Genomic DNA, 25,125 nt, shown 5'->3' with positions numbered 1-25,125 from the left:
CGCCCGCCGAGTTATACTGACTGCATCCACGCTTCCTGTTCGCCCACGTAAGAGGTTCCGACCCATGATGCTCGCAACAACCCGCCTCTCTCCGGCAACCCGCCGGCGCTCCGCGTTCACCCTGATCGAAGTGCTGGTGGTGGTCGCGATTCTCGTGATTCTGGCGACCATCGCGGCGGTCGCCGTCCCGAAGCAGATCGAAGAAGCGAAGAAGGGTAAGGCCCAACTCGGGTGCAAGAGCATCGAAACGGCCATCGAGTCGTACCAGTTGAGCACCTCCAACCCGGGTCTCACCGACGAAGAGAAGATGCCGACGAGCATCACCGACCTGTACCAGCCGCCGTGGGGCGCAGCATCGTTCCTGAAAGACGGTCAGTCGAACACGATCGACCCGTGGGGCAAGCCGTACCAGTTCGAGCGGCGCTCGCGAACGGACGGGACGGCATACGTGTTCGTTTTCACGCACGCCCCGGACGCCGCAAACACGCGAATCAGCCAGTACGGGGTCGGGCCGAACTCCGAGCCCCGGAACTAGCCCTTACGTTCGTTCCCGTTCCGTGCGGACCGAGGCGGTCCGCGCGTCGCCTGAGGGTCGGCCGTGCTCACCCGCTCCACCCGCCGCGGATTCACCCTGGTTGAAGTACTCGTCGTCATGGCGATCCTTCTGCTGTTGGCGGCCGTCGTGCTGCCCAGCATCGGTGCCTTCCGCGGTGACTCGCGGCCGCGGGCCGCGGCCGATGTGATTCGCGGGGAACTGGCCACGGCTCGCGGCCGGGCGATGCTCGAATCGCGCCCGTACCGGATCGCAATCGGGGCTAACGGAACACGCATCCGGCGCGCCCCGGACGGGCCGGAATTCGCCGAGACCGCCGCCTTTGAACACGCCGACGGGGGCGCGGCCGTCGTTGAGTATGCGTTCGACTACGTCACCGCGGAGCTCCTCTCGGACCCGTCCGCGGCGTCCGATTCCGGCAACGGGTGGACGACGATCGCTGTCGTACTGCCCAACGGCACCTGCCTGGATGACAACATTATCGTTGGAGTGCGAGAAGACAGCGGTTCACCGCTTCGCATCCAGATCCGCGGGCTGACGGGTACGTCCCGTGTGCTGCCCGCCGGTACGGAGGCTCGCTGATGCTCCTCCGCACGCCCCCACGCCACGGGCTCTCGCTGATCGAAGTCATACTCGCGCTGACGATCCTGATTATTTCTCTCGCCGCCATCAGCCAGTTAGTCGACCTGGGTACCGACCAGGGGAACCAGGCCCGCGCCGCGACCCGCGGGACGCGATTGGCGCAGGGCAAGATGGTCGAGGTCGAGGCCGGGGTCGTGAGCCTCACCAGCGAATCGTCTGGCGATTTCGAGGGCGACGACGCGGCCTGGAAGTTCACGGTCACCCCGGAACCGGCCGGCCCCCCGAACCTGTACACCGTGACCGTCCGCGTCTCCCGCGATCTCAAGGGCCTGCCCTACGAAATCGTGCTGACGCAGATGATCTTCGACCCGACTGTGATGGGGTCCGCGGCGCAAGCCGAGCGCCCCCCGGCGGAATCCACGGCCACCGACTCGACGACCGGTACCACATCCGGCACCACGACCGGAACGGGAGGAACGACGCCGTGATGCTCCGCTCTCGACGCGCCCGCTCCACCCGCCGGGCCGGGTTCACGCTCCTCGAAATCCTCCTCGCCACCCTGATCGCCAGTCTGCTGCTCGCCGCACTATACCTTGCGATGTCCGTGACGCTGCGGCAAACGCAGACCAGCCGCGACGCGAGCGAGGTCGAAGACCTGTCGCGCGGGATCTTCAACAAGATGACCGTGGACCTGAGCGGCACACTCGCGCCGCTCCCGCCGCGGTCCGGTGGGAACCCGCTCCCGGCCGCGAGCACCACGGCCACCTCGAGCGCAACCACGCCCAGCACCGGGGGCACAACCACACCAACCGTCACCGGCACTGCAACTGGTTCTGGCGGTTCTACCACTCCGGCAACGAGTACCGGCTCCACGACCACGCCGAGTACCACAACGACCCCGACAACGACGACTTCGACAGACAGTGAAACCGATAATCCCAATGCCGGGGCCGCGGACTTCTCGTTCCAGGGCGGCGTGTCGGGAACGGAGAAGCAGATCGTGGTCTTCGCGGGGCGCGTGCCGGAGGCGTTCGGGCGGTTCGGTAACCCCGGCGACCAGATCCGCGCCGACCAGCGCCAGATCATTTACTGGCTCGGTCCCAGTGGCGGGCTGTACCGGCAAGAGCGCCCGTGGGTGACCGCCGACGGGGTGCGCAACTCGCTCGACCCCGACCCCGAAGCGGCCGATGCGGTGCTCGTTGCGGAGGAAGTTTCGGACGTGTCCTTCGAGTACACCGACGGATCGGCCTGGACCACGGAGTGGGACGGCACGGTGCCCGGGCCGGACGGCGTGACCCCGCTCGGCCCGCCCCGCGCGATCCGCGTCACGCTCGTGCTCAAGATCCCCACCGGGAAGAGCAACGAGACCGTTGAGAAGCGTTTGACGCAGGTGATCGCGGTGCGGGCCGCGCCCGGCACGAACACCCCGACGTTCATCGAACCCCCGATCGACGGCGCGACCGACACGACAACGAGCGGAACCACGGGCGGTACGACGACACCGTCCACGGGCGGAACACAGCCGAGCACCGGCTCCGGCACGACCGGGGGAAACAGCTCCGGGGGCTCGGGCGGCACAACGACACCGTCCACGGGTGGAACGCGACCGAGCACAGGAACAACCACCGGAGGAAGCATGGGCGGCTCAACCGGCGGCAAGAGTGGAGGCGGGAAATGAAGCTGCACCTGACCTCCTACCCATTAGGAGACAAGCGCGAGTCTTCGCGGCGCGGCGGGTACGTTATTTTCGCCGTGCTCATCGTCATCGTCGTCCTGTCGCTCGTCGCGTACCGGTTCACTGCGGCGATGTCGGCGGAAGCGCGGGCCAGCGCCCGGGCCAACGACGACGCGCAGGTCAAACTCGCGGCCGTTTCCGGGCTGCACTACGCCGCCGCGGTGCTCTCCGACCGTACCACGTTCAGTGAGGAACTCGACAGCAACCCGTTCGACAACTCGACCATTTTCGAGCGCATCGAAGTACCAGCAGCCGGCGGGAGCAGCCGCAAGAGCGCGTACTTCGACGTGCGCTCCGTGGCCCGCCTGGACGGGGGCACTTACGAGCAACGGTTCGGGGCGATCGACGAGGGCGGCAAGATCAACATCAACAGCATGATGGCGCTCGACCCCACCGGCAACTTGCTTTACAACGCGCTCATGCAGCTCCCCAACATGACCGCGGACATCGCCGACGCGATCGTGGACTGGGTGGACGCGGACGACGTCCCGCGGGCCAGCGGCGCTGAATCCTCGGAGTACCAGTCGCTCTCGAACCCGTACAAGGCGAAGAACGGCCCGCTCAACTCGCTCGACGAGTTGCTGTTCGTCCGGGGCGTGACACCGGACCTGCTCTACGGCGGCGACCGGAACCGCAACGGCGTGTTCGACGACGGCGAGAGCGGAACCCCGGACCTCGGCTGGTCCGACTTCCTGACTGTCTACGGGCGCGAACTGAACGTGGACTCGACCGGTACCGTGCGGGCGTACCTCAACGGCGAACTGGACACGCTGCTGCCGCAACTCACCCAGTTGATCGGGGACGAACTGGCGACGTACATCGTCGCGTACAAGATGTTCACCGCGACCAAAACGGACGCCAGCGGAAACCTCCAAACCACCACAACGACAACGACGCCAGTCTCAATGAGCAGCGGCTCGGGGAGTACCGTGACGGCTGGGACCGTGACGGTGACCCTCACCTCTACCCAGCCCAAGCAAACGCCCGTGACCACCGCAACACTCGCCCAACTCCAAGACGCGGTTCAGACCAAGGGCGAATCGAACGGTTGGACGGGCAAGAACAAGGTGAACTCGATCTTCGATCTGATTAACACGCGGATCACGCTCCCCCGCGCAAAGGACGCCAAGGCAGAAGATCTCGACGTGGTCGCGTTCTCGCCCCTGCTCGACGCCAGCAAGCGCAACGAGTTGCTCGGCTCGCTGATGGACAAGACCACGGTGACGAAGGACGTCGAAATGATCCCCCGGATCAACGTGAACACCGCGCCGCGCGAGGTGCTCCTGGGGATCCCGGGCATGACCGAGGGGTACGTGGACACGATCATCAACACGCGCGCCGATCAGGTACCGGGCGACGCCGCGACCGTCTCGGGCGCGTGGCTGATTACGACCGCGAACATTCCGTCGAGCACGTTCCAGCAAATGGAAAAGTACGTGACGGGCAGCGCGATGGTGTACCGCGTGCAGTCGATCGGGTACTTCGAGGGCGGCAGCGGACCGGTGGCCCGCATGGAGGCCGTCATCGACACGAACCAGGGCGCCCCGCGGTTCCTCCACATACGCGACCTGACGGACCTGGAGAACCCCCGCGGATTCGATCCGTCGAAAACGAGCCAATAATCCGGGTCCGCTGTTTTGAACGTGGAGCCCGGCCCCAAGAATTGAAATTCGGAGCGGAGCACCTGTGTCCAACTTTATCGCGATCGATCTGGAAGCGAGCGGGGTGTACGCCGTCGCCGGCACGGGCGGCGCGCGTGGGTCCGTCAAGCTGACCCACGCGACCGCGTGGACCGCGGACGACGGGGACCCGCCCCCGGCGCTCACGCTCGATACCGCCCGCGCGTTCGGCGAGGCCCTCCGCGCGAAGCTCCGCGCGGCCGGCGGCCCGCCCGCACCGGTCCTCGTCTCGATCGGCCGCGACCGGGTCATTCTCAAGGAACTGAAGCACCCGCCGGTGCCGGCGCACGAGGAGCCGGCCCTCATCAAGTTCCAGGCCATCAAGGAAATGTCCGAGTCGCCCGACGACGTGGTACTCGACTACGCGCCGCTGACCAACGGCAACGGCGGCGACGCGAACGGCGACCGCCGGGCGATGGCGGTAATGTTGCGGAAGGACGTGTTCCACGCGATCCAGGCGATGTGCGTCGCGGCCGGGCTGAAGCTCGCGGGCGTCACCCCCCGGCCCTACGCGGTGGCCGCCGGACTGGTCCGGGCGTTCGCCGCGGGCACGGCGCCGGCGCCGGAACACAAGACCGACACGGTCGCGGCCCTCACCCTCAGCCCGAGCGGGGGCGAGTTCACCGTCGTCCGCAACGGCGAGATGATTCTGACTTTGGCGATCCCCAGCCCCGTGCTGGCGAACGAGAACATGCTCGTCGCGCAGTTGCGCCGCAACCTCACGGTCTACGCCGGCCAGCACCCGGGCCACCCGGTCCAGGCGGTGTACCTCGCGGAAGTGGGGCCGGGCTGGACCGGCCGGTTGGCCTCGGCCCTGGGCATCCCGGTCCACTCCTACGACCCGCTCGCCGACGTACTGCCGAAGGTTCCCGAACACATCCGCGGGCGCTTTGCCGGGGCCGTGGGGCTGCTCGCGGGCAAGGCCCACGACGCGCTCCCGATCAACTTCGCCGCGCCCCGGCAGCCGGTGACCACGCGCGACCCCGCGAAGCGGCGGCTCGTGGTCGCCGCGGTCGCGGCCGGTGTGCTGCTCGCCGGCGGCGCCGTTTTCGGCTTCATGATGCTGAACTCGGCCGAGGCGCGAGTGGGTCAACTGACCCAGCGGCGGGACGAGCTGAAAGAGAAGACGGACAAGGGCAAGCCGGACGTGAGCCGCGCGACCGCGATCGACAGTTGGTCGAAGCGCGAAGTCGTGTGGCTCGACGAACTGCACGACCTCGCCGCCCGGATGCCCGCCGACGACAACATGCGCCTCACGAGTGTGGCCGCGACCCCGTACCCGGTGGGCAAGGACGGGAAGCAAGAGGCGCAGTCCCGGGTGGAGCTGAAGATCGCCGCGACCGACGCCAAACCGGTCAACAACTTGGTGTCCGCCACCGAGCGCGACAACACGCTCACGAACAAATATTACACGAACTCCCCCGTGAGCTTCCTCGGTACGCTCCCCGCGAGCGCGGGCAAGTACACGCAGGGGTTCGGGCTGGTGACGAAGGTCAACCACCGCGAACCGGACAAGTACACCAACCACCCGAACTTCACGCCGCCGAAGCGGAGCTGGGGGGCGTTCACCCCGGCCCCCGAGCGCGCGCCCGACCCGCCGGTCGAACTCGCGCCCCCGCCGGCCGAAGGTAAGGCGCCCGACGCCGCCCCGTGACCGGCGGCCGCGTTCGTAACTCCCGGTGTCCAACCAAGCCACGAATCACCGCGACCGAAGGCCCGATCCGATGACTTCCCGCGAACAAACACTGGCCCTCCTCTTGATCGGCCTCATGGTGCTGGGCGTCGGCGCCGCCGGCGGGTACCTGCTAATTTGGTCGCCGCTCCAGCAGCAGAAAGCCGCCGAGGAAACGATCCAAAAAGAGATCGACGACCTGGAGAAAGACGAGCGGGCACAAGTGGCCAGCGCCAAGAAGCTGGCCGCGGCCCGCACGCGGAGCCTCCCCGCCGACGCGGACCTCGCCAAGGGCGAGTACGTCGTCGCGCTGGGGCGCCTGCTGGACGCGGCCGGGGCCCCGAAGGGGTACACCATCTCGTGGAAGGTGGTGGACAACACCGCGCGCCAGGTGCCCGAGATCTCCAAGGGCAAGCCGGTCTACACGCGCATCGCCTACGCGGTGCAGATCAAGAAGGCCGACATGTGGGTCGTGAAGGACTTCCTCAAGGGCTACTACGAACTCGGGCTGCTCCACCAGATCACGCACTTCAGCATCAAGAAAGAAGACGAGGGCGCAAAGGGCACGGGCAAGCGCAACGACCTCACCGTGGACCTCACCACCGAGGCCATCATCGTGGACGGCGCCGAGAACCGGAAGACGCTGCTCCAGATCCCGACCGCGTTCGGGGCGATCGGGGGCGGCGGGCTGTACGCGACCATGACGTCTCAAAAGGAGTACGGGCGCGGCATCTCGCCCCAGGTGCTGAATTCGGTGCTCGCCAAGGGCCGCGACTACAGCCTGATCGTGCTGAAAGACCCGTTCAACGGGCCGCTCGCGCCCCCCCCCGCGTTCAAGCTCTCGCCGATCAAGGACGTGAAGATCGTCCAGGACGAAAAGCCGTCACCCGTGAAGGTCGCGGTCAGCGGCGAAGGCGCCGTGGGTACGAAGGTCACGGCCATCGCGTCGGGCACGCTGTTCCCCTCGGGCGCGCTGAAGGTCGATCCGAAGGCGCTCGCCATCGAGTTGCCCAAAACCTCCGCGAGCGAAGGCACGGAGACCATCTCGGTCATCGCGACCTCCGCCGACGGTAAGGTCGAGAAGACCTCGTTCAAAATTTCTGTCGAAGCAGCAAAGGTCGCGAGCAACGTAGAAGACAAGCGCCCCGAAGTGGACGCGGCGATCATCCTCACGATGGTCACGTTCCGTTCGGACGGCACCGCGTCGGCCGCGATCCGCGACGCCGCGAACCGCCAGCGGTACGAGATCGACGTGAACGGCAAGAAGGTGGTCGTGAGCAAGTACTACTACATCAAGGACAAGAAGAAGGAAGATGACACTGACGCGCACGGCGTGCTCGTCATCTCCGACGACAACAGCAAAACCAAGCGCACGTTCAAAGTGGTCGCGGTCGAAGGCGACGCGCTGGTTCTCGAAGACCAGAAGCCGACCGCGGCGGCGAAACCGAAGGCCGGCCCGACCAATTGGCCGGGTAAGGGCGGACCGCCCAAACAGGGGCCGGCCAACCCGATCACGGCGATCGCGGGGAACATGGCCGCGGGGGTCGCGTCCACACCGGCCAAGCTCTACCGGTGGACCGTCGGGCAGTCGCTCGCGACAATCACACTGATCCCGGACCCCGAGGCGAAGAAGATTCTCAAGCAGGCCGCGGACAACGGCCCGATGGTCGAAGTGGCTGCGATCAGCAACCCGTGAGGACCGAGATCCCGCCGAGCAAAAAGTCGGGCGTTCCCGTTTTGTTGCGCGTGCTGTACCACGAGGTTCGTCGCACGCGCAACAAAACGAGACCGCCCGCAACGAAGAAATCAGCACACCACTTCGGTTCCGCTTTCGGTCAGCGATTCGGATCGCGTTCCGACCTCTCCCCGACACGACGTCGTACCAATCGGCAGAGAAGCCCCGACCCGAGTTTGCACTCGGCGCGCCAAATTCGAGCCCGACCCAAGTGCCCGTGCCCACCCAGATTTGCCGCATTCTCTCATTCCGATCTAACGGTGTGTTGGCGCGGCAACTGAGATAAACTGGGGTTAGATTAAAAGTTCCCTTGCTTCGGCAGTTTCCCGTTGCTGGCCCCGGTGACGGACGATATTCAGCCTCATCACGTGTGTGAACACTCTCGTCGGTTCGGCGGACCGCTCGTTGGGGAACGGGCGCCCGCGAACCCGCCGCGACCGAGCGGCGGGGGAACCCGGTCCACGAGAGCTTCGCAGTTTCTGGGGGATGTTATGGGTCAGCGTCGCGGCTCGCGCCTGCGAGCGGTTCCGTTCTGGAAGCTCCTGAAGCTCCGCAAGTGGCTGCCCGGCGTTCTCGCCGCGGCCGCCGGGCTGACCGGGCCGATCGATCGCGCCTTGGCCCAGCCCGCGACCATGCCGGTCCCAGGGATGCCCGGCGCCGTCGCGCCGGTGGCCCCTGCGACTCCCGCGGCGGCGCCCGCGAAGATGGTGAGCATCAACTTCGAGAAGGCCGGCTGGGACGAAGTCCTCGACTGGTACTCGAAGGAAACCGGGCTGACGCTCATCACCACCGTCAAGCCGACCGGCACCGTGGCCATCAAGCCGGGCAAGGACCGCAAGTTCACCATCGGCGAAGTCACCGACCTCATCAACGAGGCGATGATGCAGCAGAAGTTCATTCTGATTCGCCGACACATGACGTTCTTCATCCAGCCGTCGGACGAGAAGATCGACCCGACCCTGCTCCCGCGCGTCACGCTCGGCGAGCTGCCCGAGCGCGGGCGCACCGAGATCGTGCAGGTCGTGGTCCCCGTCGAGGGCATGGTGGTCGAGGACGCGGTCGAAGAGCTGAAAAAGATGCTCACCCCGTTCGGCACGATGTTCCCGCTCATCAAGCCGAACGCGCTGCTGATCCAGGACACGGTCGGCAACATCGCGCGCATCCAGAAGACGCTCGACGACATCGTGGACAAGAACAAGGGCGCGGACTCGCTGAACCACGTGTGCGAGTACCGGCGCCCGCAGGAGATCGCCGAAACGCTCAAGACGCTGATGGCCGGCAACGACGTGAAGGTCGATATCACCGGCGCGCAAGCGATGCAGCCGGGGTTCGATCCGCGCTGGGGGCAGGGCGGGGGCGGGTTCGATCCGCGCTGGGGGCAGGGCGGCGGGGGTGACCCGCGCCGCGCCCCCGGCGGCGGGAACGCTGCACCCGCTACGGGCGGCGGGCGGGTGAAGACCGTGCAGATCGCGGTGGACGCGCGCCGGAACGCGATCCTCGTTACCGCGCCGCAGGACAAGATCGGCCTCGCCAAGAAGATCATTGAAGAACAGGACCGTCCGCTCTTCCCGGGACAGGAGAAGTTGAAAGCGGCCGACCCGGTGATGAGGACGTACACCGTGTCGGCCGGCGCCGCGGCCGAACTCGCCAAGAACATCGGGACGAAATTCCCTTGGGTGCAAGCGGTCGCGCTCCCGGCCCAGAACCAGATCTTGGTGTCCGCTGCGCCCCTCGATCAGAAGGAAGTGGCGGCGTACCTCGGTCTCGACCAACCGGGCGGGACGGCCCAGGAGACCGTGTTCATCGCGCTTAACGCCCTCGATCCGGGCGAAGCGGCGGCGCAGTTGGTGAAACTGTTCCCGACCACGCTCGCCGGCGGACCGAGCATCGAGCCTCAGAAGACCGGGGTAACCCCGGGAATTCTGATTAAGGGCACGGCGGCGCAGATCGCCGAAGCGAAGAACGTCCTCAAGCTCCTCGGCGAAACCGGGCTCGACACGAATCCGAGCAGCCCCACGATTCTGCCGAACTCGCGCACCATCAGTCTCGGTGGGGGCGCCAACGCCGCGGTCGTCGCCGAACTCCTCGGCCGCGCGATGGAGGGGATGGGCAAGAAGGTCATCATCAACGACCCGCTCAACCCGAAACCGCCGGTGCTCAAACCGCCGACGGGCGCGTTCCCGCAACCGGGGCTCCAATCACCGCCGAGCCTTCAACCGGCCCCCGTGCTGCCGGCACCGGCGAAACCGCCGACCCTGGGCACGCGGGACCAACTGCCCGGCCGCGACTTCCTGATCGCCGCGCAGATCAGCGACCCGGAACGTAAGGAAGACAAGCCGATCACCATCACCGTGGCCGGCGGAAAACTCATCATCCAGAGCGACGACACGAAGGCGCTCGAGGTGCTCGCGCAACTGGCCCGGTACGTCACCACCGAGGGCGCGAAGGTCGACGAGAACCTGTTCAAGGTGATCCGGCTGAAGTCCGTGGCCGCCGAGGACGCGGCCCGCGAGCTGACCGAGATCTTCAACGGCCCGCAGCAGCAGCAACAGGGCGGCGGGCGCGGCGGATTGGGCGGCGGACTGAACCCGTTGGCGCTGCTGGGGCTCGGTGGCGGTGGCGCACCGGCCGCACCCGCCCCGGGGCGCATTCGCGTCGTCGCGGAGCGGAGCAGCAACTCCGTGATCGTGGTCAAGGCCAGCCCGCTCGACGTGGTGATGATCGAGAAGTTGCTCGAGGGCGCGATCGACGGCGGACCCAACGACTCCGCCGTGGTCATGAAGACGTACATCCTCCCGCTCAAGAACGCGGACGCGGCCGAGGTCGCGACGCGGATCCGGGAATTGTACCGCAGCGCCATGTCCCCCACCGGGGGCGGGCAGGTCGGGGCACTGCCGGTGTTCAACCCGTTCGCCGCGGCCGCACTCGGTGGCGGCGGCGGGCAGCAGCAACAGCAGCGCCCACCGGCGCTCTCGCTCTCGGTGGACGACCGGAGCAACAGCCTCTTACTGGTCTGCGCCGAGCCGCTGTACCAGGACATCCGGGAACTGGCGCTGCACCTGGACAACGCCACGATCAGCACCACCGAAACAGTGAAACTGGTCCAGCTCAAGGGCATCGACCCGAACGTGGTTCAGCAGGCGATCAACGCCATGCAGGGCCGCGACACCCGTCAGCAGCAGGGTAACCGCGGCGGTTTCGGCCAGGGCGGTCAGGGCGGCGGGGGCCTCGGCGGAGGTCAGGGCGGATTCGGGGGAGGCCAGGGTGGGTTCGGTGGCGGCCAGGGCGGGTTCGGAGGCGGGGGCTTCGGCGGAGGCGGCCTCGGTGGTGGCGGCGGGATCGGTGGCGGTGGGAACCGCGGGGGCGGCGGCGGGATCGGTGGTGGTGGAATGGGCGGAGGAGGGAACCGCGGTGGGGGCGGCGGGGGAGCAACCCGCGGGGGCGGGCGCCAAGCCAGCCTCGGCACGGAGGGCCCCTTAAATTTTGACTACCGGGGCAAGGACGCCCCTTCGGCCGTCTCCAAGATTTACGACCCGATGGTCGATGCGCCGGATTTCGGTTACAACCGACCGGCGCCCCCGAAACCACTCAACGACGTCGTGCAGATCGGCGCGCGCCAGCCGGAGCCCATTGTGCCCGGCGGCGCCCTCCCCACGACTATGGCCCCGCCGGTCGCACCGCCCGGGTACCCGGGCGCGCAACCCGGCCCGGGCGCAGCGAGCGGCGGGGACGCGGCCCCGCGCGGCACGATCACCGCGATCCCGATCACGGGGTTCGATTCCATCGTCCTTCGCTCCCAGGACGCGAAGGACCTGGAGATCGTCCTCCAACTGATCGAGCTGCTCCAGCGCCAGGCCAAAGAGGTCCAACCGAAGATCGAGATCGTTCAGCTCGAACACGCCGACTGCAACTACATCGCCGACACGTTCAACGCGCTCCTCACCCGCGTCCAGATCGGGCAGAACGGGAACTACGTCCCGGCGGCCCGTACCGGGGTGAGCGCGCCCGGCGGCGGGTTCGGCAACCAGGGCGCGACCGGCGCCGCCGGCTCGCAGAACGTCGGCGCCCTCGCGCTGCCGCGGTTCAACGCCATTCTCCTCGTCGCGCCGGAGGCGCGCTTCGATGACGTGAAGAAGGAGCTGAAGCGGCTCGATCAGCCGACCGGCGCCCCGTTCAAGGCGTTCCAACTGAAGAACGCGTCCGCGCAAATCGTCGCGACTCAGCTCCAGAACTTCTGGAACTCGCGCTACCCGGGCGAGTCGCTGCAGCGGAACCAGTTCCGCGTCACGTTCGACATCCTCAGCAACACCGTGTACGTCCAGGGCAGCAACGGCGACCTGAAGGACGCCGAGGAACTGCTCCGGTTGATGGACACGTCCGTGTCGAAAGCCGTCAACGACATGCGCGTGTTCCGCCTCAAGAACGCGCTGTCCGACGAACTCGGCCAGGTGCTGAGCCAGGCGCTCACCGCGAACGTCCTCGACCCCCGCCCGCAGCAGACGTTCACCAGCCCGCTCGCACAAACGGCCGGCGGGCAGGCGATCTTCGGGGGCGGGCAACTGACCGGCCTCGGGGGACAGATCGGCGGGCAACAGGGCGGCCAGATCGGTGGACAACAGCTCGGTCAGCAGGGCCAGCAGGGGCAAATCGGCGGGCAGCAGGGCGGGCTCAACGGGGCCCTGCAGGTCGCGCAGATCAACGCCCTCGTCCCGACCATCGGGACCGGTAGCGCGGGCGGCATCCACACCAAAACGACCGCGATCCGGTTCTACTCCGCGAAGGACGGGAAGACCTACGAGACCGGGTTCCTTTCGGACGTCCACATCGTCTCGAACGCGCGGATCAACGCGCTGATCGTCGCGGCCCCGGCCGAGACGATGAAGATGATCGAGCAGTTGGTCGAGAACCTCGACACGGTCGCGGCGGCCCGGTCCTACGTGAACGTGTTCCAGCTCTCGAAGGGCGCGGACGCGACCCTCACGGCGAACCTGATCGCGCAACTGTTCACCGGCCAGGGGCGGCAGGCCACTACCGGCATCGGCCAGCAGGGGGGGCTCGGCGGGACGACCCAATCGCGCCCGCTGCTCATCCTTCAGGGGAACCCGTCCGACGGGGCCTCACTGATCGACCTGCGGTTGTCCGTCGACGATCGTACCAACAGCCTCATCGTGGCCGGCTCGCTCAACGACCTCGACACCATTCGCGCCATCGTCGCGCGGTTGGAAGGGGCCGAGACCCAGTCCCGGTCCAACGAGGTGGTGAAGCTGCGGAACGCCGCCGCCGCGGACGTGGCCACCGCCGTGCAAACGTTCTTCACGAATTCGCTCCAGGTCTACACGACGAACTTCACGAGCGCCTACCAGCAGCTCCAGCGCAACGTGGTGGTGATCGCCGAGCCGGTGAGTAACACGGTGCTCATCAGCGCGACCCCGCAATACTTCGCCGAAATCAAGCGGATCATCGACAAGATCGATTCGCAACCGCCGCAGGTGGTGATCCAGGTGACGATCGCCGAAGTGCAGTTGAACAACACGGAAGAGGCCGGCGTGGAACTGGGGCTCCAGACCCCGGTGCTGTTCAACCGCGGTACGGGGTTGAATTTCAACAACACCTCTGCGCTGCCGAACGTGACGGTCAGCGAGAGCACGGTCGGGTTCCAGGGGCTGGGCAACCTGGGCGTCGGCCGGACGTCGCCCACGCAGGGCGTCGGCGGGTTCGTGTTCTCCGCGTCCAGCGACACGTTCAGCCTGCTGGTCCGGGCGCTCAAGGCCCAGGGCCGGGTGGACGTGCTCAGCCGCCCGCAGGTGCAGGTGGCGGACAACCAGACCGGGTACATGAACGTCGGCCAGAAGTTCCCGGTCGCGACCGGGTCCACCATCACCAACGGTTTGGCCCAACAGGGCATCAACTACATCGACATCGGTATCACGCTCCAGGTCACGCCCCGCGTGAACCCGGACGGCAAGGTACTCATGCGGGTCGAGCCGACCGTGTCCAGCGTGCAGCCGGGCGCCGTCAGCGTGGGCGGTATCCAGGCCGCGGTCTTCAACCAGCAGACGGTGCAGACCACCGTGCTCGCCTCGGACGGGGAAACGATCGTCCTCGGCGGGTTGATTAGCAAACTGGAGAACCGGACCGAGACCGGCATCCCGTACATGAAGGACATTCCTTACGTCGGGGCGCTGTTCCGGTACCGCCAGCACACGATCCAGCGGCGCGAGATCCTGGTGATCATGACGCCGCACATCGTCCGCAGCGAGTACGACCAGGCCCGCATCCTGGCGGAAGAATCGGCCAAACTGAAGTGGTGCCTGCCCGAAGTGGGCGCGATGCACGGGCACGGGATGGAAGTCATGGGACCGGCGTCCCAGGGCGCCCGCCCGGTACCGGTGGGCGCACCGCAGTTGGGGGGACAAGCTCCCGTACCCGGCCCCAGTTACATTGGCACGTTCAACCCGATTCCGCTCGACGGTGTACCGGCCTACCAGCCGGGCGCCGCGCAGGGCATGTTGCAACCGGGCACGCCGCAACCGGCGTACATCCCACCGAGCGCGCAGCCGGGGGCGGCTCAGTCGAACAACGTGATGCCGCCGAGTGGTGCGACCATCCTGCCGATGATGCCGACCCAGCCGGTTCAACCGATGGTCCCGATGCCGGGCCAACCGGTCGGTAGCCAACCCGTCCCGGGCGCGGTGACGCTCCCTCCCCTGCCGGGGGCGACCGGAGCGGCCCCGCAACTGTGGCCGAATCAGCCCGCTGCGGGCGTGATGCCGGTCAGCGCGACGCAACCAGCCTTCGCGCCCACGAGTTCCACACAATCGGGCTTCGTGCCGCCCGCACCAACGGCCCCGGGGTACACGCAGCCGGCCGCTCCGGTGGGCTACGTCATGCAGCCCGCCCCCGGCACCCCGGCCGCGGTTCAACCGCTACCGGGAGTGCCCGCGGCTCCGAGCACCGCGGGGCGCGGGTTCAACATGGTCGGCGGCAGCCCCAATCCCGGCCCGGCGGCCCCCGTTCAACCACAACCGGCAGCGGGTAAGGATACCCCACCGGCCGACAAGAAACCGATTCCCAAAACCACGGAGGGTACGCAATGGAACACCGGAAACAACATCTTCCGTTGATCGCGTTGGCGGCCGGTATGCTGGCCCTCGCTGGTGGATGTACGAGCACGGGCACGAAGGCCGACGTGAAGAGCGAGGCGAAGAAGCCCGACGTGACGCAGCCGGGCGTGCTACCGCCCCCGCAAGAAACCACCCGCCCGGTGTCCGCCGCGACACCGGGCGGGCCGGTAGTGCCGGCTTCCGCAGTGTCGTTGACGCCCGTGGTCACCCCGCAGGCGGCTACCGGAACCGGTTCGTCGCTCGCGAAACTGACCGGGCGGACCGAACGCAAGGTGGTCGCGACCGAGATGGCGGTCGGCTGGCAGCCCCGTATCGCCTCACTGCCCGATCCGGTGCGCAGCGGGCGCATGAGCCCGGGCATCGTGGGCCAGATGTTCCTCTTCGGCGGAACGAAGCTGGAGTTCGCACAGGCCGACGGCACGCTCACGGTGGACCTGATCGACGAGACCCCGCGACCCGCGGGGCAACCGGCGGCCAAACCGGAGCGGTGGCAGTTCAGCAAGGAGATCTTGCGGAACCTGCAGACGCGCGACGAAACGTTCGGGAAGAGCTACGTGCTGTTCCTCCCGTGGCCGACGTACACGCCGGACGTCACGCGGGTGCGGATCTCCGCCCGGTACGACCCGGACACGACGGGGCACACGCTGTTCGCCTCGCCGAACAGCATCACGCTCGACGCGAGCGGGCCACAAGGTGCCAGCATGTGGGCCGAAAAATCGAACGTGTCGACGCCGATTGTTCCCGCAGGGAACCGTCAACCGGGTGGTACCGGTTCCCTGCCGGGGCTGGGCGGGGTGACGACGAGTGGGGTGGTACCGAATTCCGGCGCGACCGGCGCCCCGATCCCGATCGGCGGGCCGGCACAACTACCCGGCCCGGCCATGCTGCCGATCCAGCCGAACGGGTCTGCGCCCATGATGCCGCTTCCGTCGGGCGGCGCCGCGATGGTGCCGTTCCAGCCGAACGGGTCTGCACCCATGATGCCGTTCCAGCCGAACGGTGCCATGATGCCGATCCAGCCGGGCACGGTTCCGTCGGGAGGTGCGGGTCCGAACGCGCTGCCCGGAACAGCTCCCGTGAACCCGATGCCGTTGCCGGAAGGACTGTCTCCACTGACCATCACGCTGCCCACACGACAGTAGCCTGATGGTTCGTAGCGAGCCGGGCGCACCAGAGCCCGGAGGCGTAGCGCTCTCGAAGCGCAAAACCTCCGGGCTCTGGTGCGCCCGGCTCGCTTTTGTCCCCCCGCGCCCGACAATGCACCTGTCCGCTGTGCGAACCCGGGAAGCGCATGACCGAGCCGATACTGGCGACCGAGAACTTAACAAAAGATTACGGCCCGTTCCGCGCGCTGAGCGCCCTCACCCTCTCCGTCGCCCCGGGCGAGGTAGTCGGGCTCCTCGGCCCCAACGGGTCGGGCAAGTCCACCGCGCTGCGGCTCGTGCTCGGCTTCCTCCGCCCGACGGCCGGCCGCGCGCGTATCGGCGGGTTCGATTGCTGGGCCGATAGCGTCGAGGCGCGCAAACGGGTCGCGTATTTACCCGGCGAGTTGCGCCTCTACGACACCATGACCGGCCGCCGACTCGTCACGTTCCTCGCGCAGCTCCGCGGCGGTACACCGGGCACGGAAGTCGATGACCTCGCGAAGAAACTGGACATCGACGTCGACCGCCCGCTCACGCAGATGTCCAGCGGCATGAAGCGGAAGGTGGCGCTGCTCGCGGTGCTGGTGCCGAAGGTGCCGCTCATCATCCTCGACGAGCCGACGAACACACTCGACCCCACGATGCGCGACGAGTTGCTCGACCAACTCAAAGCGGCCCGCGACCGCGGCCAGGCGGTTCTGTTCTCGTCGCACGTGCTCCAGGAGGTCGAAGCGGTGTGCGACCGCGTCGCGATCCTGCGCCGGGGCGAGTTGGTTCACACGCAGGAAATGAGTTCGTTGCGCGAGGGCCGGAGCGTGAGCGCGCAGCTAACCGGCACACGACCCGCGACCGGACCCGACGGCTCGCCCCTCAGTGCGGACGCGATCAGCCGTGACGGGCGCCTCCAGTTGACGTTCCGCGGCCCGCTCCCGGCGCTTCTCGATTGGCTCGCGAAACAACCGCTCGCGGATCTGGTGATCGAACCGCAGGGCCTGACGCCGATCTACAAGAAATTCCACGGCTAACCGGGCGAACGGCCGGTGCGAGCCGGCTGGTCGGAACTCGCAGAGCACGTGTCACTCTCACCAGCCGTTCGCCGGAGGCGCACATGACCTTCATTCTCGTTCGCAAGCTGCTCCGCGACGTGCGCCCCGCGTTCATCGCCGTATCCATCATTTTGTTCGCGTTCGCGACTCTCTGGGTGAAGATCACGCAGCGCGTGACGACCGAGATCGCGCCGATGTTCAAGATCGTTTCTACGGTCGCAATGGGCGACCCGAAGCGGTTCGAGAATCTGATGATGCGCGGGCCGACCAAGGTGTCCCAGGCCGCCCTCGGGTGGGGCGAGATCAACTTCGAGCGCCCGACGGAGTTCCTCTCTATTGGTATGTTGCACCCGGTGCTACTCGTCCTGTGCGTGGTGTGGTGCGTGGGGCGCGGGGCCGGCGCGGTGGCCGGCGAACTCGATCGCGGCACGATGGAGCTGCTCATGTCGCAGCCCGTTCCGCGGAACCGGTTGCTGCTCGCACACTTCATCGTCGATTGCGTCGTGCTGCCCGCGCTGTGTCTGGCGTTCTTCGCCGGGACGCAGTTCGGCCTCGCGACGGCCGGGCCGTTCGTACCGAACTACGCCGCACTGGACGAGATCCCGCAGTTGAAGAACTTCCCACGCGACACGACCCCGCTGGAGGTCAGCGGAATGGGCGAGATCCCGGGGTTGGTCAACACGCTCGCGCTGATGTTCGCGATCAGCGGGATGACGCTCGCGATGTCCGCGTTCGGCCGGAGCCGGTGGAAGGTGGTGGGCCTCGCGGTACTGGTGCTGGTGGTGATGTTCGTGGGGAACACGATCGGCCAATTGTGGGAACCGGCCGGGTTCCTGCGCCCGTTCACGTTCTTCTACTACTACCAACCGCAGCGCGCGATGATCGCGGACGCCTGGACCATCGACCTCAACAAGACGTGGAACCTCGGGAGCAGCTTCTCCGTGCCGGCGGTCGGGGTACTGTTCGCGGTCGGCGCGGCCGGGTACGCGATCGCGCTGCGGGTATTTACCCGCCGCGATCTCCCGGCCCCGCTATGAGTTACGAACGAGGGCGGCGGGTGTACGGGAAAAATCCTCTCAGTTGGCGTTGACAACTTTTGCGCGCCCGCTCAGTATACCCAGAAGTTCTGCCTCTTCTCTGTTCCGGCCCCACCGTACCGAGGCGCAAGCCAAAATACGGTGGGGTTTTCTCGTTTCGTGGCTGCGGCAGTTGCCCTGTCCCGCGTTTGCAGAAAATGCGTATACTGGTTCGTTAATTGTGGATCGGCTCGCAGTCTGGAGAGCGCCGTGCAACCGCCCGCGAACCTCGACGACCCCGTCCTGTACACCAACCGCGACCTGAGCTGGTTGGCGTTCAACCGGCGCGTTTTGGAAGAGGCCCAAGACCCGACCGTGCCCATGTTGGAGCGGCTGAAGTTCCTCGCGATCTTCAGTTCCAACCTGGACGAGTTCTTCATGGTCCGGGTGGGCGGGATTCAGCAGAAGGTCCACGCGAACATTCCGATCGGGTCCGGGGCCGATCAAGTGCCGCCGCGGGCACAACTGGAGCAGGTGCGGGCGACCACGCGCGAGCTCGTGGGCGAACAGTACCGGGTGCTGCGCGAGGAGGTGCTCCCGGCGCTGGCCGCGCGGGGGATCGGGCTCCGCACCGCCGAGCAGCTCTGCGACGCGGACCGCGCGCACGTGCGCGACCTGTTCACGCGGGAAATTTTCCCCGTGCTCACGCCGCTCTCGACCGACCCGGCGCACCCGTTCCCGCACCTCCAGAACAAGTCGCTCAACCTCGCCGTCCTCCTGCACCGGCCCAACGACGCCGACCCCGTCTACGCGGTCGTTCAGGTGCCCAGTGTGCTCCCGCGGTTCCTGCCCCTACCCGCGGCCCGGAGCGAGGCCCCCGCACCGGGCGAGGACCGTGAGAAAGCGAAGTCGGGCACGAACGGCGAGACCTCGGGTGTGATCCCCTTCGCCTCGCGCCCCGCCCCCCTCCCACCGACCCAGCACGCATTTTTGCCGCTCGAAGACGCGATCCGCCTGCACTTGAAGGAGCTGTTCCCGGGCCTCGAGATCGGTCCGGCGGTCGCGTTCCGGGTCACGCGGGACAGCGAGTACGAGCTCGACGACGAAGTGGACGACCTGCTCGAAGAGATCGAGGCACACGTCCGCGCGCGGCGCCGGGGGCACCCGGTGCGCCTGGAGATCGACACCGACGCGCCGGCGGACATGCACCTGTTCCTCACCGACGGGCTGAACCTGAACGCGGCCGACGTGTACCCGGCCCCGGGGCCGCTCGACCTGACGGGCCTGTTCCAGCTCCTCGCCGTGCCCGGATTCGCGGACCTGCGCGACCCGCCATTTACACCGGCACTCGTGGCCGCGTTCGCGCAGGCGAGCAACCCGTGGTCGGTCATCCGCGGGCGCGACGTGCTCGTGTTCCACCCCTACGAGTCCTTCGCCCCGGTGGTCGAGTTCATCGAGGCCGCGGCCTCCGACGACCGCGTCCTCGCGATCAAGCAGACGCTCTACCGCACGAGCAGCGATTCGCCGATCGTCCGGGCGCTCCAGCGCGCCGCCGACCGCGGCAAACAGGTCACGGCCGTTGTGGAACTGAAGGCCCGCATGGACGAGGAGCGGAACATCCTCTGGGCGCGGGAACTAGAAAAGGCCGGGGTTCACGTCGTCTTCGGGTTCGTCGGGCTGAAGACGCACTGCAAGGTGTCGCTCGTGGTGCGGCGCGACGAGGACCACGCCATCCGCCGGTACGTCCACCTGGGCAGCGGGAACTACAATCCGCAGACCGCGCGCGTTTACACGGACCTCGGATTGTTCACCTGCAACCCCGAAGTGGCCGAAGACGCGACGCTCCTCTTCAACCACCTCACCGCCAGCACCACACTGCCGGCGATGCGGAAGTTGCTCGTCGCCCCGGCGCGCCTCCAAGCGCAGATGATCGAGAAGATCGACCGCGAGGCCACGAACCTCAAGGCCGGCAAACCGGCGCGCCTGCTGGTGAAGGTCAACGGCATTCTGGAACCGGCGGTGGTCAAGGCGCTGTACCGCGCGAGTCAGGCCGGGGTGAAGATCGACATCGCGTGCCGCGGGATCTGCTCCTTGCGCCCCGGCATCCCGGGAGTGAGCGAGAACATCCGCGTCATCTCGGTGGTGGACCGGTTCCTCGAACACAGCCGCATTTTCTACTTCGAGAACGGCGGCACGCCCGAAGTGTTCGTCGGCAGTGCGGACTGGATGGACCGCAACCTGAGTCGGCGCGTGGAAGTGGTGTTCCCGATCGAGCAGCCGGACCTGAAACAGCGGGTCATTGATATACTTCGGACGACCCTCGCGGACACGGCAAAGGCGCGCGAGCTACTAGCGGACGGGCACTACCACCGTGTGATGCCCCCCGAGGGGCAGATCGCACTGCGGAGCCAAACGCGGTTCCTGGAGCAGGCCAACGAACCGCCGCCCCCACCCCCGTCCGCACCTATCTCACCCAAGCCCGTGCGCCGAACCAAGCGCCGGTAAGCGCAGAAGAAGGACCGGAGGTCGAATCGGTTTCACCCGACCCGATCTCCGGCCCCGCACTCAGGCCACTCAACTTCTGTCACTCGTTCCCGCCGCCCTTCGGCGGGGTCGGCTTCGCGGGCACCGCCGGCGCCGGGGCCGACGGGTACGGGTTCGTCGGCCCCGTAATTTGGTAGTCGCTGGGGTTGTACCCGCAGTCGCACTTGCCCCCGACGTGGCTGCAGCCGAGCGCGGCAACCAGCGCGGCGAGAACTGACGTCAACGCGATGTATCGGCGCATGACCGTAACCGTCCGTGGCTTGTTGAAGTCGAAAAATGGGAACCGGCCACCCACGGCCGCCGCCGGGAAGAACGCCGGTGGTACCAGCGCCCGACCCGACGGCGGCACGGGAGGGTGAACGCACTAATGGCCCGCTTCCGTGCGCGAACCACCAGCGGTCGGGTGGGTGTTGGACTCCGCCGCTACCGCACCCGACGCCGGTTATATCGACGGCCCCCGTTGCCCGGGTTCACTCGTTTTCGCCGAACCACGCGGTTTCTCCCGCTCCCCTTTCTAGACTGATTGTGAAGCGCGCACCGGTCGCGCCCCACTCAATCTCAACGGTCTCCAAGCGTGGATGCGATCATTCTCGCCGCCGGTAAGGGCACCCGGTTACGCCCGCACACTGAAACCGTCCCCAAACCCCTTCTCGACGTGCAGGGGCGGCCGATCCTCGACTGGATCATCGGCGCCCTTCCACCCGTTGACCGCCTCGTGGTCGTGGTCAATTATCTCGCGGAACAGATCGAAAGCTATCTCGCGACACAGACGCACGTCAAGAACTGGACCACCGTCCGACAGGCCGAGCCGCGCGGCACCGGCGACGCGCTCATGAGCTGTCGGGGCGCCGTCACGTCCGACCGGGTGATGGTGCTGAACGGCGACGACCTCATCGGCCGCGCGGACCTCGCGAACCTCGCGACGGTGCCGATGGGTATTCTCACGCACTCCGTGAACGAACCGGAGCACTACGGAATCACGTTCCGCAACCCCGACGGCACTCTCGAAAAGATCGTGGAGAAGCCCACGGGGTTAGTACCGCCGCAGTTGGCCAACATCGGCGGCTACATGTTCCCGCGCGAGGTGTTCGACCTCACGCTCCCGCTGTCGCCGCGGAACGAGTACGAGATCACCGACGCGGTGAGCCAGCTCGCAGCGAAGGGGCCGTTCCACGTCGTCGCGGCGAACTACTGGCTCCCGATCGGGACCATCGACCAGTGGAACGCCGCACAGAAGGCGGACGTCAGCGCCGCGAAGTGAACGAACTGTCCGCCACGCGGAGAAGCACAGTATGCGTCACCTTCTTGCCGCCGCGCTCGCACTGACCTTCAGCGCGCCAGCACGCGCCGCCGATGCGGTCGTGGTCCGCGGCCACAAGGACCGCATTAACGCCGTTGCGTTCACCCCGGACAACAAGACCGTCGCCACGGGAAGCACGGACAAGACCGTGCGCGTGTGGGACGCAAAGACCGGCAAAGAACTGCTCTCGCTCGAAGCCCACACGGGAGCCGTCACGGGCCTCGCGTTCAGTTTCGATGGCAAGAAGCTCGTCACCGGCGGCTACGGTCCGCGGCAAAAGGGTACCGAGGTATTCACCGGCGAGGTGAAGGTGTGGGACGTCTCGTCCGGCAAACTGCTTCAAACGATGGAGAAGACGAACCTCGCGGTCGAAGCGGTCGCGTTCGACCCGAACGGCCGACAGGTCGCAGCCAATAGCGGCAAACTGGTTCACATTTGGGACGTCATGACCGGGACGCGGAAAGTGACGTTCGAGGGCCACACGGACCCGGTTCGCGGGATCGGGTTCGATGCGCAAGGCGCGCGGCTCGTGACCGCGGGCGAAGACGGCACCGTCCGCGTGTGGCACCCGGACACCGGGAAGCTGATTCACACGCTCAAAGGGCACCAGGGCCTTGTGCTGGCAACGGCCGTCGCCCCGAACGGGGTTCGTGCGGTCACCGGTGGGCAAGATCACTCCGTGCGTATTTGGAACATCGAAACGGGCAAAGAAGAAGCGAAGCTCACGAAACACGGCGGGCCGGTTTCGGGTGTCGCCATGAACCCCGACGGCAAGAACTTCGCGACCGCGAGCGGGTTGGACGGTACCGTCCGCGTTTGGGAAACAGAAACGGGCAAAGAGGTGCGTATTCTTCGATTACCGAAAGAATCGAAGGGGCCGTGTCGCGTGGCCTACGCGCCCGACGGCAAACGGCTCGCGATCGCGTGCTTCGATAACAGTCTCCGGGTTTACGAACTCACCGCGGAGTGAAGGCCGCGGGTCTCCTTCTGTATCCGACCTTCGTCAACGGATTGCAAACGTGGATTGTCGGTTGGCTTCGGATTGTGCCCTCTCCCCTTGCGGGAGAGGGTGGTGAGGCTTTGCGAACCGGGTGAGTGGCTGTGTTGAATTGGGCGCTTGTCGTTTTGTTCACAAGCGGGAAGCGCCGCAATTCAACACATGTCACTGTTGGTCCTTCGGACATACCAGGGGTGGTCGCCACACACCGGAAGCAACCCCTCACCCCGCCGCGAAGCGCGGCGACCCTCTCCCGCAAGGGGAGAGGGCACAACCAAAAACGCCGGCGCTCCACGTCTGCAATTCGTTGACAGAGGCCGGCTACGAAAGACAAACAAGCAATACGAGTGCGTATCACTTCTCATCGACCTTGAGCGGAACGACTACCTCCCAGCGCAACCCCGGCACGAACGCCCGCGACCGCTTCGCGAGCACTTCCCACGGCGTCCCTCTGTGGTCGGTCGCCAGTTTGGTGAAACCCTCCTGGGCCGCGTTGAACATGTCCCGCACCTCGCGGCGAGACGTGAGCTTCTCGGCCGGGCAGAGCCGCCAGCCCGTTGCCCCGCTGGGCAGATCGGGAAGTGACTCGGTGCGGACACGGGCGAGGAGCACGTTGTACTCGTTGAGTACGACCAACCGCAGCCGCACCTCGGCGACGGCGTAGTCGTAATGGGCCTGCCACCGCTTCGTTTCTTTCGCCCTGTTCGCGGCCACAGCGAGCAAGCCCTCCAGTTCGACTTCCAGTTTCGTGATCGCCTGGGCGAGCGGCAGTTGCGCGTCGCTGATCGCCTTCTTGGTCCGGTCCACGACCGGCGCGACCAACGGCGTGACGCCCCTGGGTTCCTTTGCGGTGAGTGGCCACGTATCGCGCACCGCTTGAAGCGCCCGAAGCGTCGCGACTCGGAGCGGGTACTTGTCGCCGCTTTTGAGTGCCTCGTCCACCGAAACGTCGGGCTCGTAACTCTTCAGCGACGCTTCCGCGAACGGCAGCAGCGCAACACTCCCGGCATCGTCCTCGAACAACGGCGGCAGCGCGAGTTCGTCGAGGATTGTTTTCACATCCGCACTGGGAGTTCCCTTTGGAATCGCGGCAAGCTCGAACCGCTTCGCGGGCGCGGCCTTCGGGCCGTGTGCCGCGGATTGCTTGGGGGCGATGCCCGTGAATGCCGGCGTCTGCTTGCTCAGAGTCGCAACGGACTGACACGCGGACTTGTGTAGTGCTTCTACCGGAATGGCATCGCCGGGCGCCGCCTTCGCAGAGGTATCGGCCGCTGCGTGTCGTAGTGCGTCCAAATACGCGCTGCCCGCGAATATCCCGGCCGGTCCGCGTGGCGCTGAGTATTCCAATGAGCGCTCGCCGGGCGAACAACTGACCAGCGCCTGCACGCCCTCGGGCGGAGCGGTGAGTGCTTTGAAGAGTGCATCCGTCATCGGTCCCGGATCACGGCGCCCGCGCACCCGCTCCGGGTTGTGTCGGCACACGTCCCAAATCACCACCTTTTGCGCCGCGTTCAGCCCTTTCAGTGCGGCGTAAACGTCCGCGACCGGCAGCAGCGTCTCGGGTGCGTCGGGCGCGCCATCAATGGGTACGACGAACGCCTTACCGTCCTTCTCCACCGCATGGACGCCGAAGTAAATCACGACGCGATCTTGCGGCCGCGTCGTGGTGCAGAAACCTTCGAGGGCCTTCGCGAGCACGTCTTTGGTGGGCAGTCGCGCGTCCGTCGTCAGCGTGTCGGCCAGCACAAAGAGCTGATCGTTACCCCTCACGGTCGGGGTGAGCAAGCCGGTGGCGAAGCGATCGGCCACGGCGCGCACGCGATCCGGGCCACCGGGAGCCGAGTGCGTGAGCGGGTTCAGGTACAGGTAGCCGCCGACGTGAACGAACAGCACCCGGCGCGGGAGCGCGGGTGCTTTAGGGTCTTGGGCCGAAACGATCGGCGCGAGGGCGAAGATTGCTGCAACCGAGAGTGCGAATCGCATGGTGGCCCTTGATA

16 protein-coding genes are annotated in these 25,125 nt (G+C 66.9%); 14 read left to right on the top strand and 2 right to left on the bottom strand.

What is annotated here, in order from left to right:
- The first annotated feature begins 64 nt into the window (after nucleotides 1–64).
- The 12 genes from J8F10_RS29870 to ppk1 all read left to right on the top strand — a co-directional run bounded on the left by J8F10_RS29870 (nucleotide 65) and on the right by ppk1 (nucleotide 20,792).
- The gene (locus J8F10_RS29870) at nucleotides 65–535 is read left to right on the top strand and encodes a prepilin-type N-terminal cleavage/methylation domain-containing protein (protein ID WP_210662224.1); all 471 of its coding nucleotides are present in this window, start codon (nucleotides 65–67) and stop codon (nucleotides 533–535) included.
- Between the two features lie 63 nt (nucleotides 536–598).
- Complete coding sequence (locus J8F10_RS29865; RefSeq protein ID WP_210660132.1) at nucleotides 599–1,135, top strand: pilus assembly FimT family protein; 537 nt, start codon at nucleotides 599–601, stop codon at nucleotides 1,133–1,135.
- Nucleotides 1,135–1,623, top strand: coding sequence for a type IV pilus modification PilV family protein (locus J8F10_RS29860; RefSeq protein WP_210660131.1), 489 nt, complete (start codon nucleotides 1,135–1,137; stop codon nucleotides 1,621–1,623). Before J8F10_RS29865 ends, J8F10_RS29860 begins: the two co-directional genes overlap by 1 nt.
- Nucleotides 1,623–2,813 (top strand): prepilin-type N-terminal cleavage/methylation domain-containing protein, encoded by a 1,191-nt coding sequence (locus J8F10_RS29855; RefSeq protein ID WP_210660129.1) that lies wholly within the window; start codon nucleotides 1,623–1,625, stop codon nucleotides 2,811–2,813. The genes J8F10_RS29860 and J8F10_RS29855 overlap by 1 nt, the downstream gene beginning before the upstream one ends.
- Complete coding sequence (locus J8F10_RS29850; protein ID WP_210660128.1) at nucleotides 2,810–4,492, top strand: type II secretion system minor pseudopilin; 1,683 nt, start codon at nucleotides 2,810–2,812, stop codon at nucleotides 4,490–4,492. Before J8F10_RS29855 ends, J8F10_RS29850 begins: the two co-directional genes overlap by 4 nt.
- Nucleotides 4,493–4,556: 64 nt before the next feature.
- Nucleotides 4,557–6,203, top strand: coding sequence for a type IV pilus biogenesis protein PilM (pilM, locus tag J8F10_RS29845; protein ID WP_210660127.1), 1,647 nt, complete (start codon nucleotides 4,557–4,559; stop codon nucleotides 6,201–6,203).
- Between the two features lie 70 nt (nucleotides 6,204–6,273).
- Nucleotides 6,274–7,917: a hypothetical protein gene (locus tag J8F10_RS29840; RefSeq protein WP_210660126.1), complete on the top strand. Its 1,644-nt coding sequence runs from the start codon at nucleotides 6,274–6,276 to the stop codon at nucleotides 7,915–7,917.
- Between the two features lie 530 nt (nucleotides 7,918–8,447).
- The gene (locus J8F10_RS29835; protein ID WP_210660125.1) at nucleotides 8,448–15,080 is read left to right on the top strand and encodes a secretin N-terminal domain-containing protein; all 6,633 of its coding nucleotides are present in this window, start codon (nucleotides 8,448–8,450) and stop codon (nucleotides 15,078–15,080) included.
- Nucleotides 15,050–16,222 carry a hypothetical protein gene (locus J8F10_RS29830; protein ID WP_210660124.1) on the top strand — a complete coding sequence of 391 codons (1,173 nt, stop codon included), beginning with the start codon at nucleotides 15,050–15,052 and terminating at the stop codon, nucleotides 16,220–16,222. The genes J8F10_RS29835 and J8F10_RS29830 overlap by 31 nt, the downstream gene beginning before the upstream one ends.
- Before the next feature lie 149 nt (nucleotides 16,223–16,371).
- Complete coding sequence (locus J8F10_RS29825) at nucleotides 16,372–17,250, top strand: ABC transporter ATP-binding protein (protein ID WP_210660123.1); 879 nt, start codon at nucleotides 16,372–16,374, stop codon at nucleotides 17,248–17,250.
- An 83-nt stretch (nucleotides 17,251–17,333) separates the two neighbouring features.
- Complete coding sequence (locus tag J8F10_RS29820) at nucleotides 17,334–18,308, top strand: ABC transporter permease subunit (protein ID WP_210660122.1); 975 nt, start codon at nucleotides 17,334–17,336, stop codon at nucleotides 18,306–18,308.
- Between the two features lie 249 nt (nucleotides 18,309–18,557).
- Nucleotides 18,558–20,792, top strand: coding sequence for a polyphosphate kinase 1 (ppk1, locus tag J8F10_RS29815; protein ID WP_210660120.1), 2,235 nt, complete (start codon nucleotides 18,558–18,560; stop codon nucleotides 20,790–20,792).
- A gap of 79 nt (nucleotides 20,793–20,871) precedes the next feature.
- On the opposite strand, the gene J8F10_RS29810 is transcribed toward ppk1, so the two are convergent.
- Nucleotides 20,872–21,072, bottom strand: coding sequence for a hypothetical protein (locus tag J8F10_RS29810; RefSeq protein WP_210660118.1), 201 nt, complete (start codon nucleotides 21,070–21,072; stop codon nucleotides 20,872–20,874).
- A gap of 333 nt (nucleotides 21,073–21,405) precedes the next feature.
- On the opposite strand from J8F10_RS29810, the gene J8F10_RS29805 reads away from it, so the two are divergent.
- Both J8F10_RS29805 and J8F10_RS29800 read left to right on the top strand, forming a co-directional pair.
- A complete protein-coding gene (locus J8F10_RS29805) occupies nucleotides 21,406–22,092 on the top strand; it encodes a nucleotidyltransferase family protein (protein WP_210660117.1) in 687 nt (228 codons plus the stop codon).
- 31 nt (nucleotides 22,093–22,123) lie between these two features.
- Nucleotides 22,124–23,101: a WD40 repeat domain-containing protein gene (locus J8F10_RS29800; protein ID WP_210660116.1), complete on the top strand. Its 978-nt coding sequence runs from the start codon at nucleotides 22,124–22,126 to the stop codon at nucleotides 23,099–23,101.
- 381 nt (nucleotides 23,102–23,482) lie between these two features.
- Here the strand turns inward: J8F10_RS29800 and J8F10_RS29795 are convergent, their stop codons facing one another.
- A complete protein-coding gene (locus tag J8F10_RS29795; RefSeq protein ID WP_210660115.1) occupies nucleotides 23,483–25,111 on the bottom strand; it encodes a caspase family protein in 1,629 nt (542 codons plus the stop codon).
- Between the last annotated feature and the right edge of the window lie 14 nt (nucleotides 25,112–25,125).

It is taken from the genome of Gemmata palustris, from assembly GCF_017939745.1.
Classification (GTDB): Bacteria; Planctomycetota; Planctomycetia; order Gemmatales; family Gemmataceae; genus Gemmata; species Gemmata palustris.
This window is presented reverse-complemented; position numbering and strand designations above follow the sequence as displayed.

Excerpts from the sequence above, each read along its gene's own strand:
- J8F10_RS29860 (WP_210660131.1), top strand. The coding sequence starts at position 1,135 with ATGCTCCTCCGCACGCCCCCACGCCACGGGCTCTCGCTGATCGAAGTC.
- J8F10_RS29830 (WP_210660124.1), top strand. The coding sequence starts at position 15,050 with ATGGAACACCGGAAACAACATCTTCCGTTGATCGCGTTGGCGGCCGGT.
- J8F10_RS29795 (WP_210660115.1), bottom strand. The coding sequence starts at position 25,111 with ATGCGATTCGCACTCTCGGTTGCAGCAATCTTCGCCCTCGCGCCGATC.
- J8F10_RS29800 (WP_210660116.1), top strand. The coding sequence starts at position 22,124 with ATGCGTCACCTTCTTGCCGCCGCGCTCGCACTGACCTTCAGCGCGCCA.
- J8F10_RS29850 (WP_210660128.1), top strand. The coding sequence starts at position 2,810 with ATGAAGCTGCACCTGACCTCCTACCCATTAGGAGACAAGCGCGAGTCT.
- J8F10_RS29825 (WP_210660123.1), top strand. The coding sequence starts at position 16,372 with ATGACCGAGCCGATACTGGCGACCGAGAACTTAACAAAAGATTACGGC.
- J8F10_RS29820 (WP_210660122.1), top strand. The coding sequence starts at position 17,334 with ATGACCTTCATTCTCGTTCGCAAGCTGCTCCGCGACGTGCGCCCCGCG.
- J8F10_RS29855 (WP_210660129.1), top strand. The coding sequence starts at position 1,623 with ATGCTCCGCTCTCGACGCGCCCGCTCCACCCGCCGGGCCGGGTTCACG.
- J8F10_RS29870 (WP_210662224.1), top strand. The coding sequence starts at position 65 with ATGATGCTCGCAACAACCCGCCTCTCTCCGGCAACCCGCCGGCGCTCC.
- J8F10_RS29810 (WP_210660118.1), bottom strand. The coding sequence starts at position 21,072 with ATGCGCCGATACATCGCGTTGACGTCAGTTCTCGCCGCGCTGGTTGCC.
- J8F10_RS29835 (WP_210660125.1), top strand. The coding sequence starts at position 8,448 with ATGGGTCAGCGTCGCGGCTCGCGCCTGCGAGCGGTTCCGTTCTGGAAG.
- J8F10_RS29840 (WP_210660126.1), top strand. The coding sequence starts at position 6,274 with ATGACTTCCCGCGAACAAACACTGGCCCTCCTCTTGATCGGCCTCATG.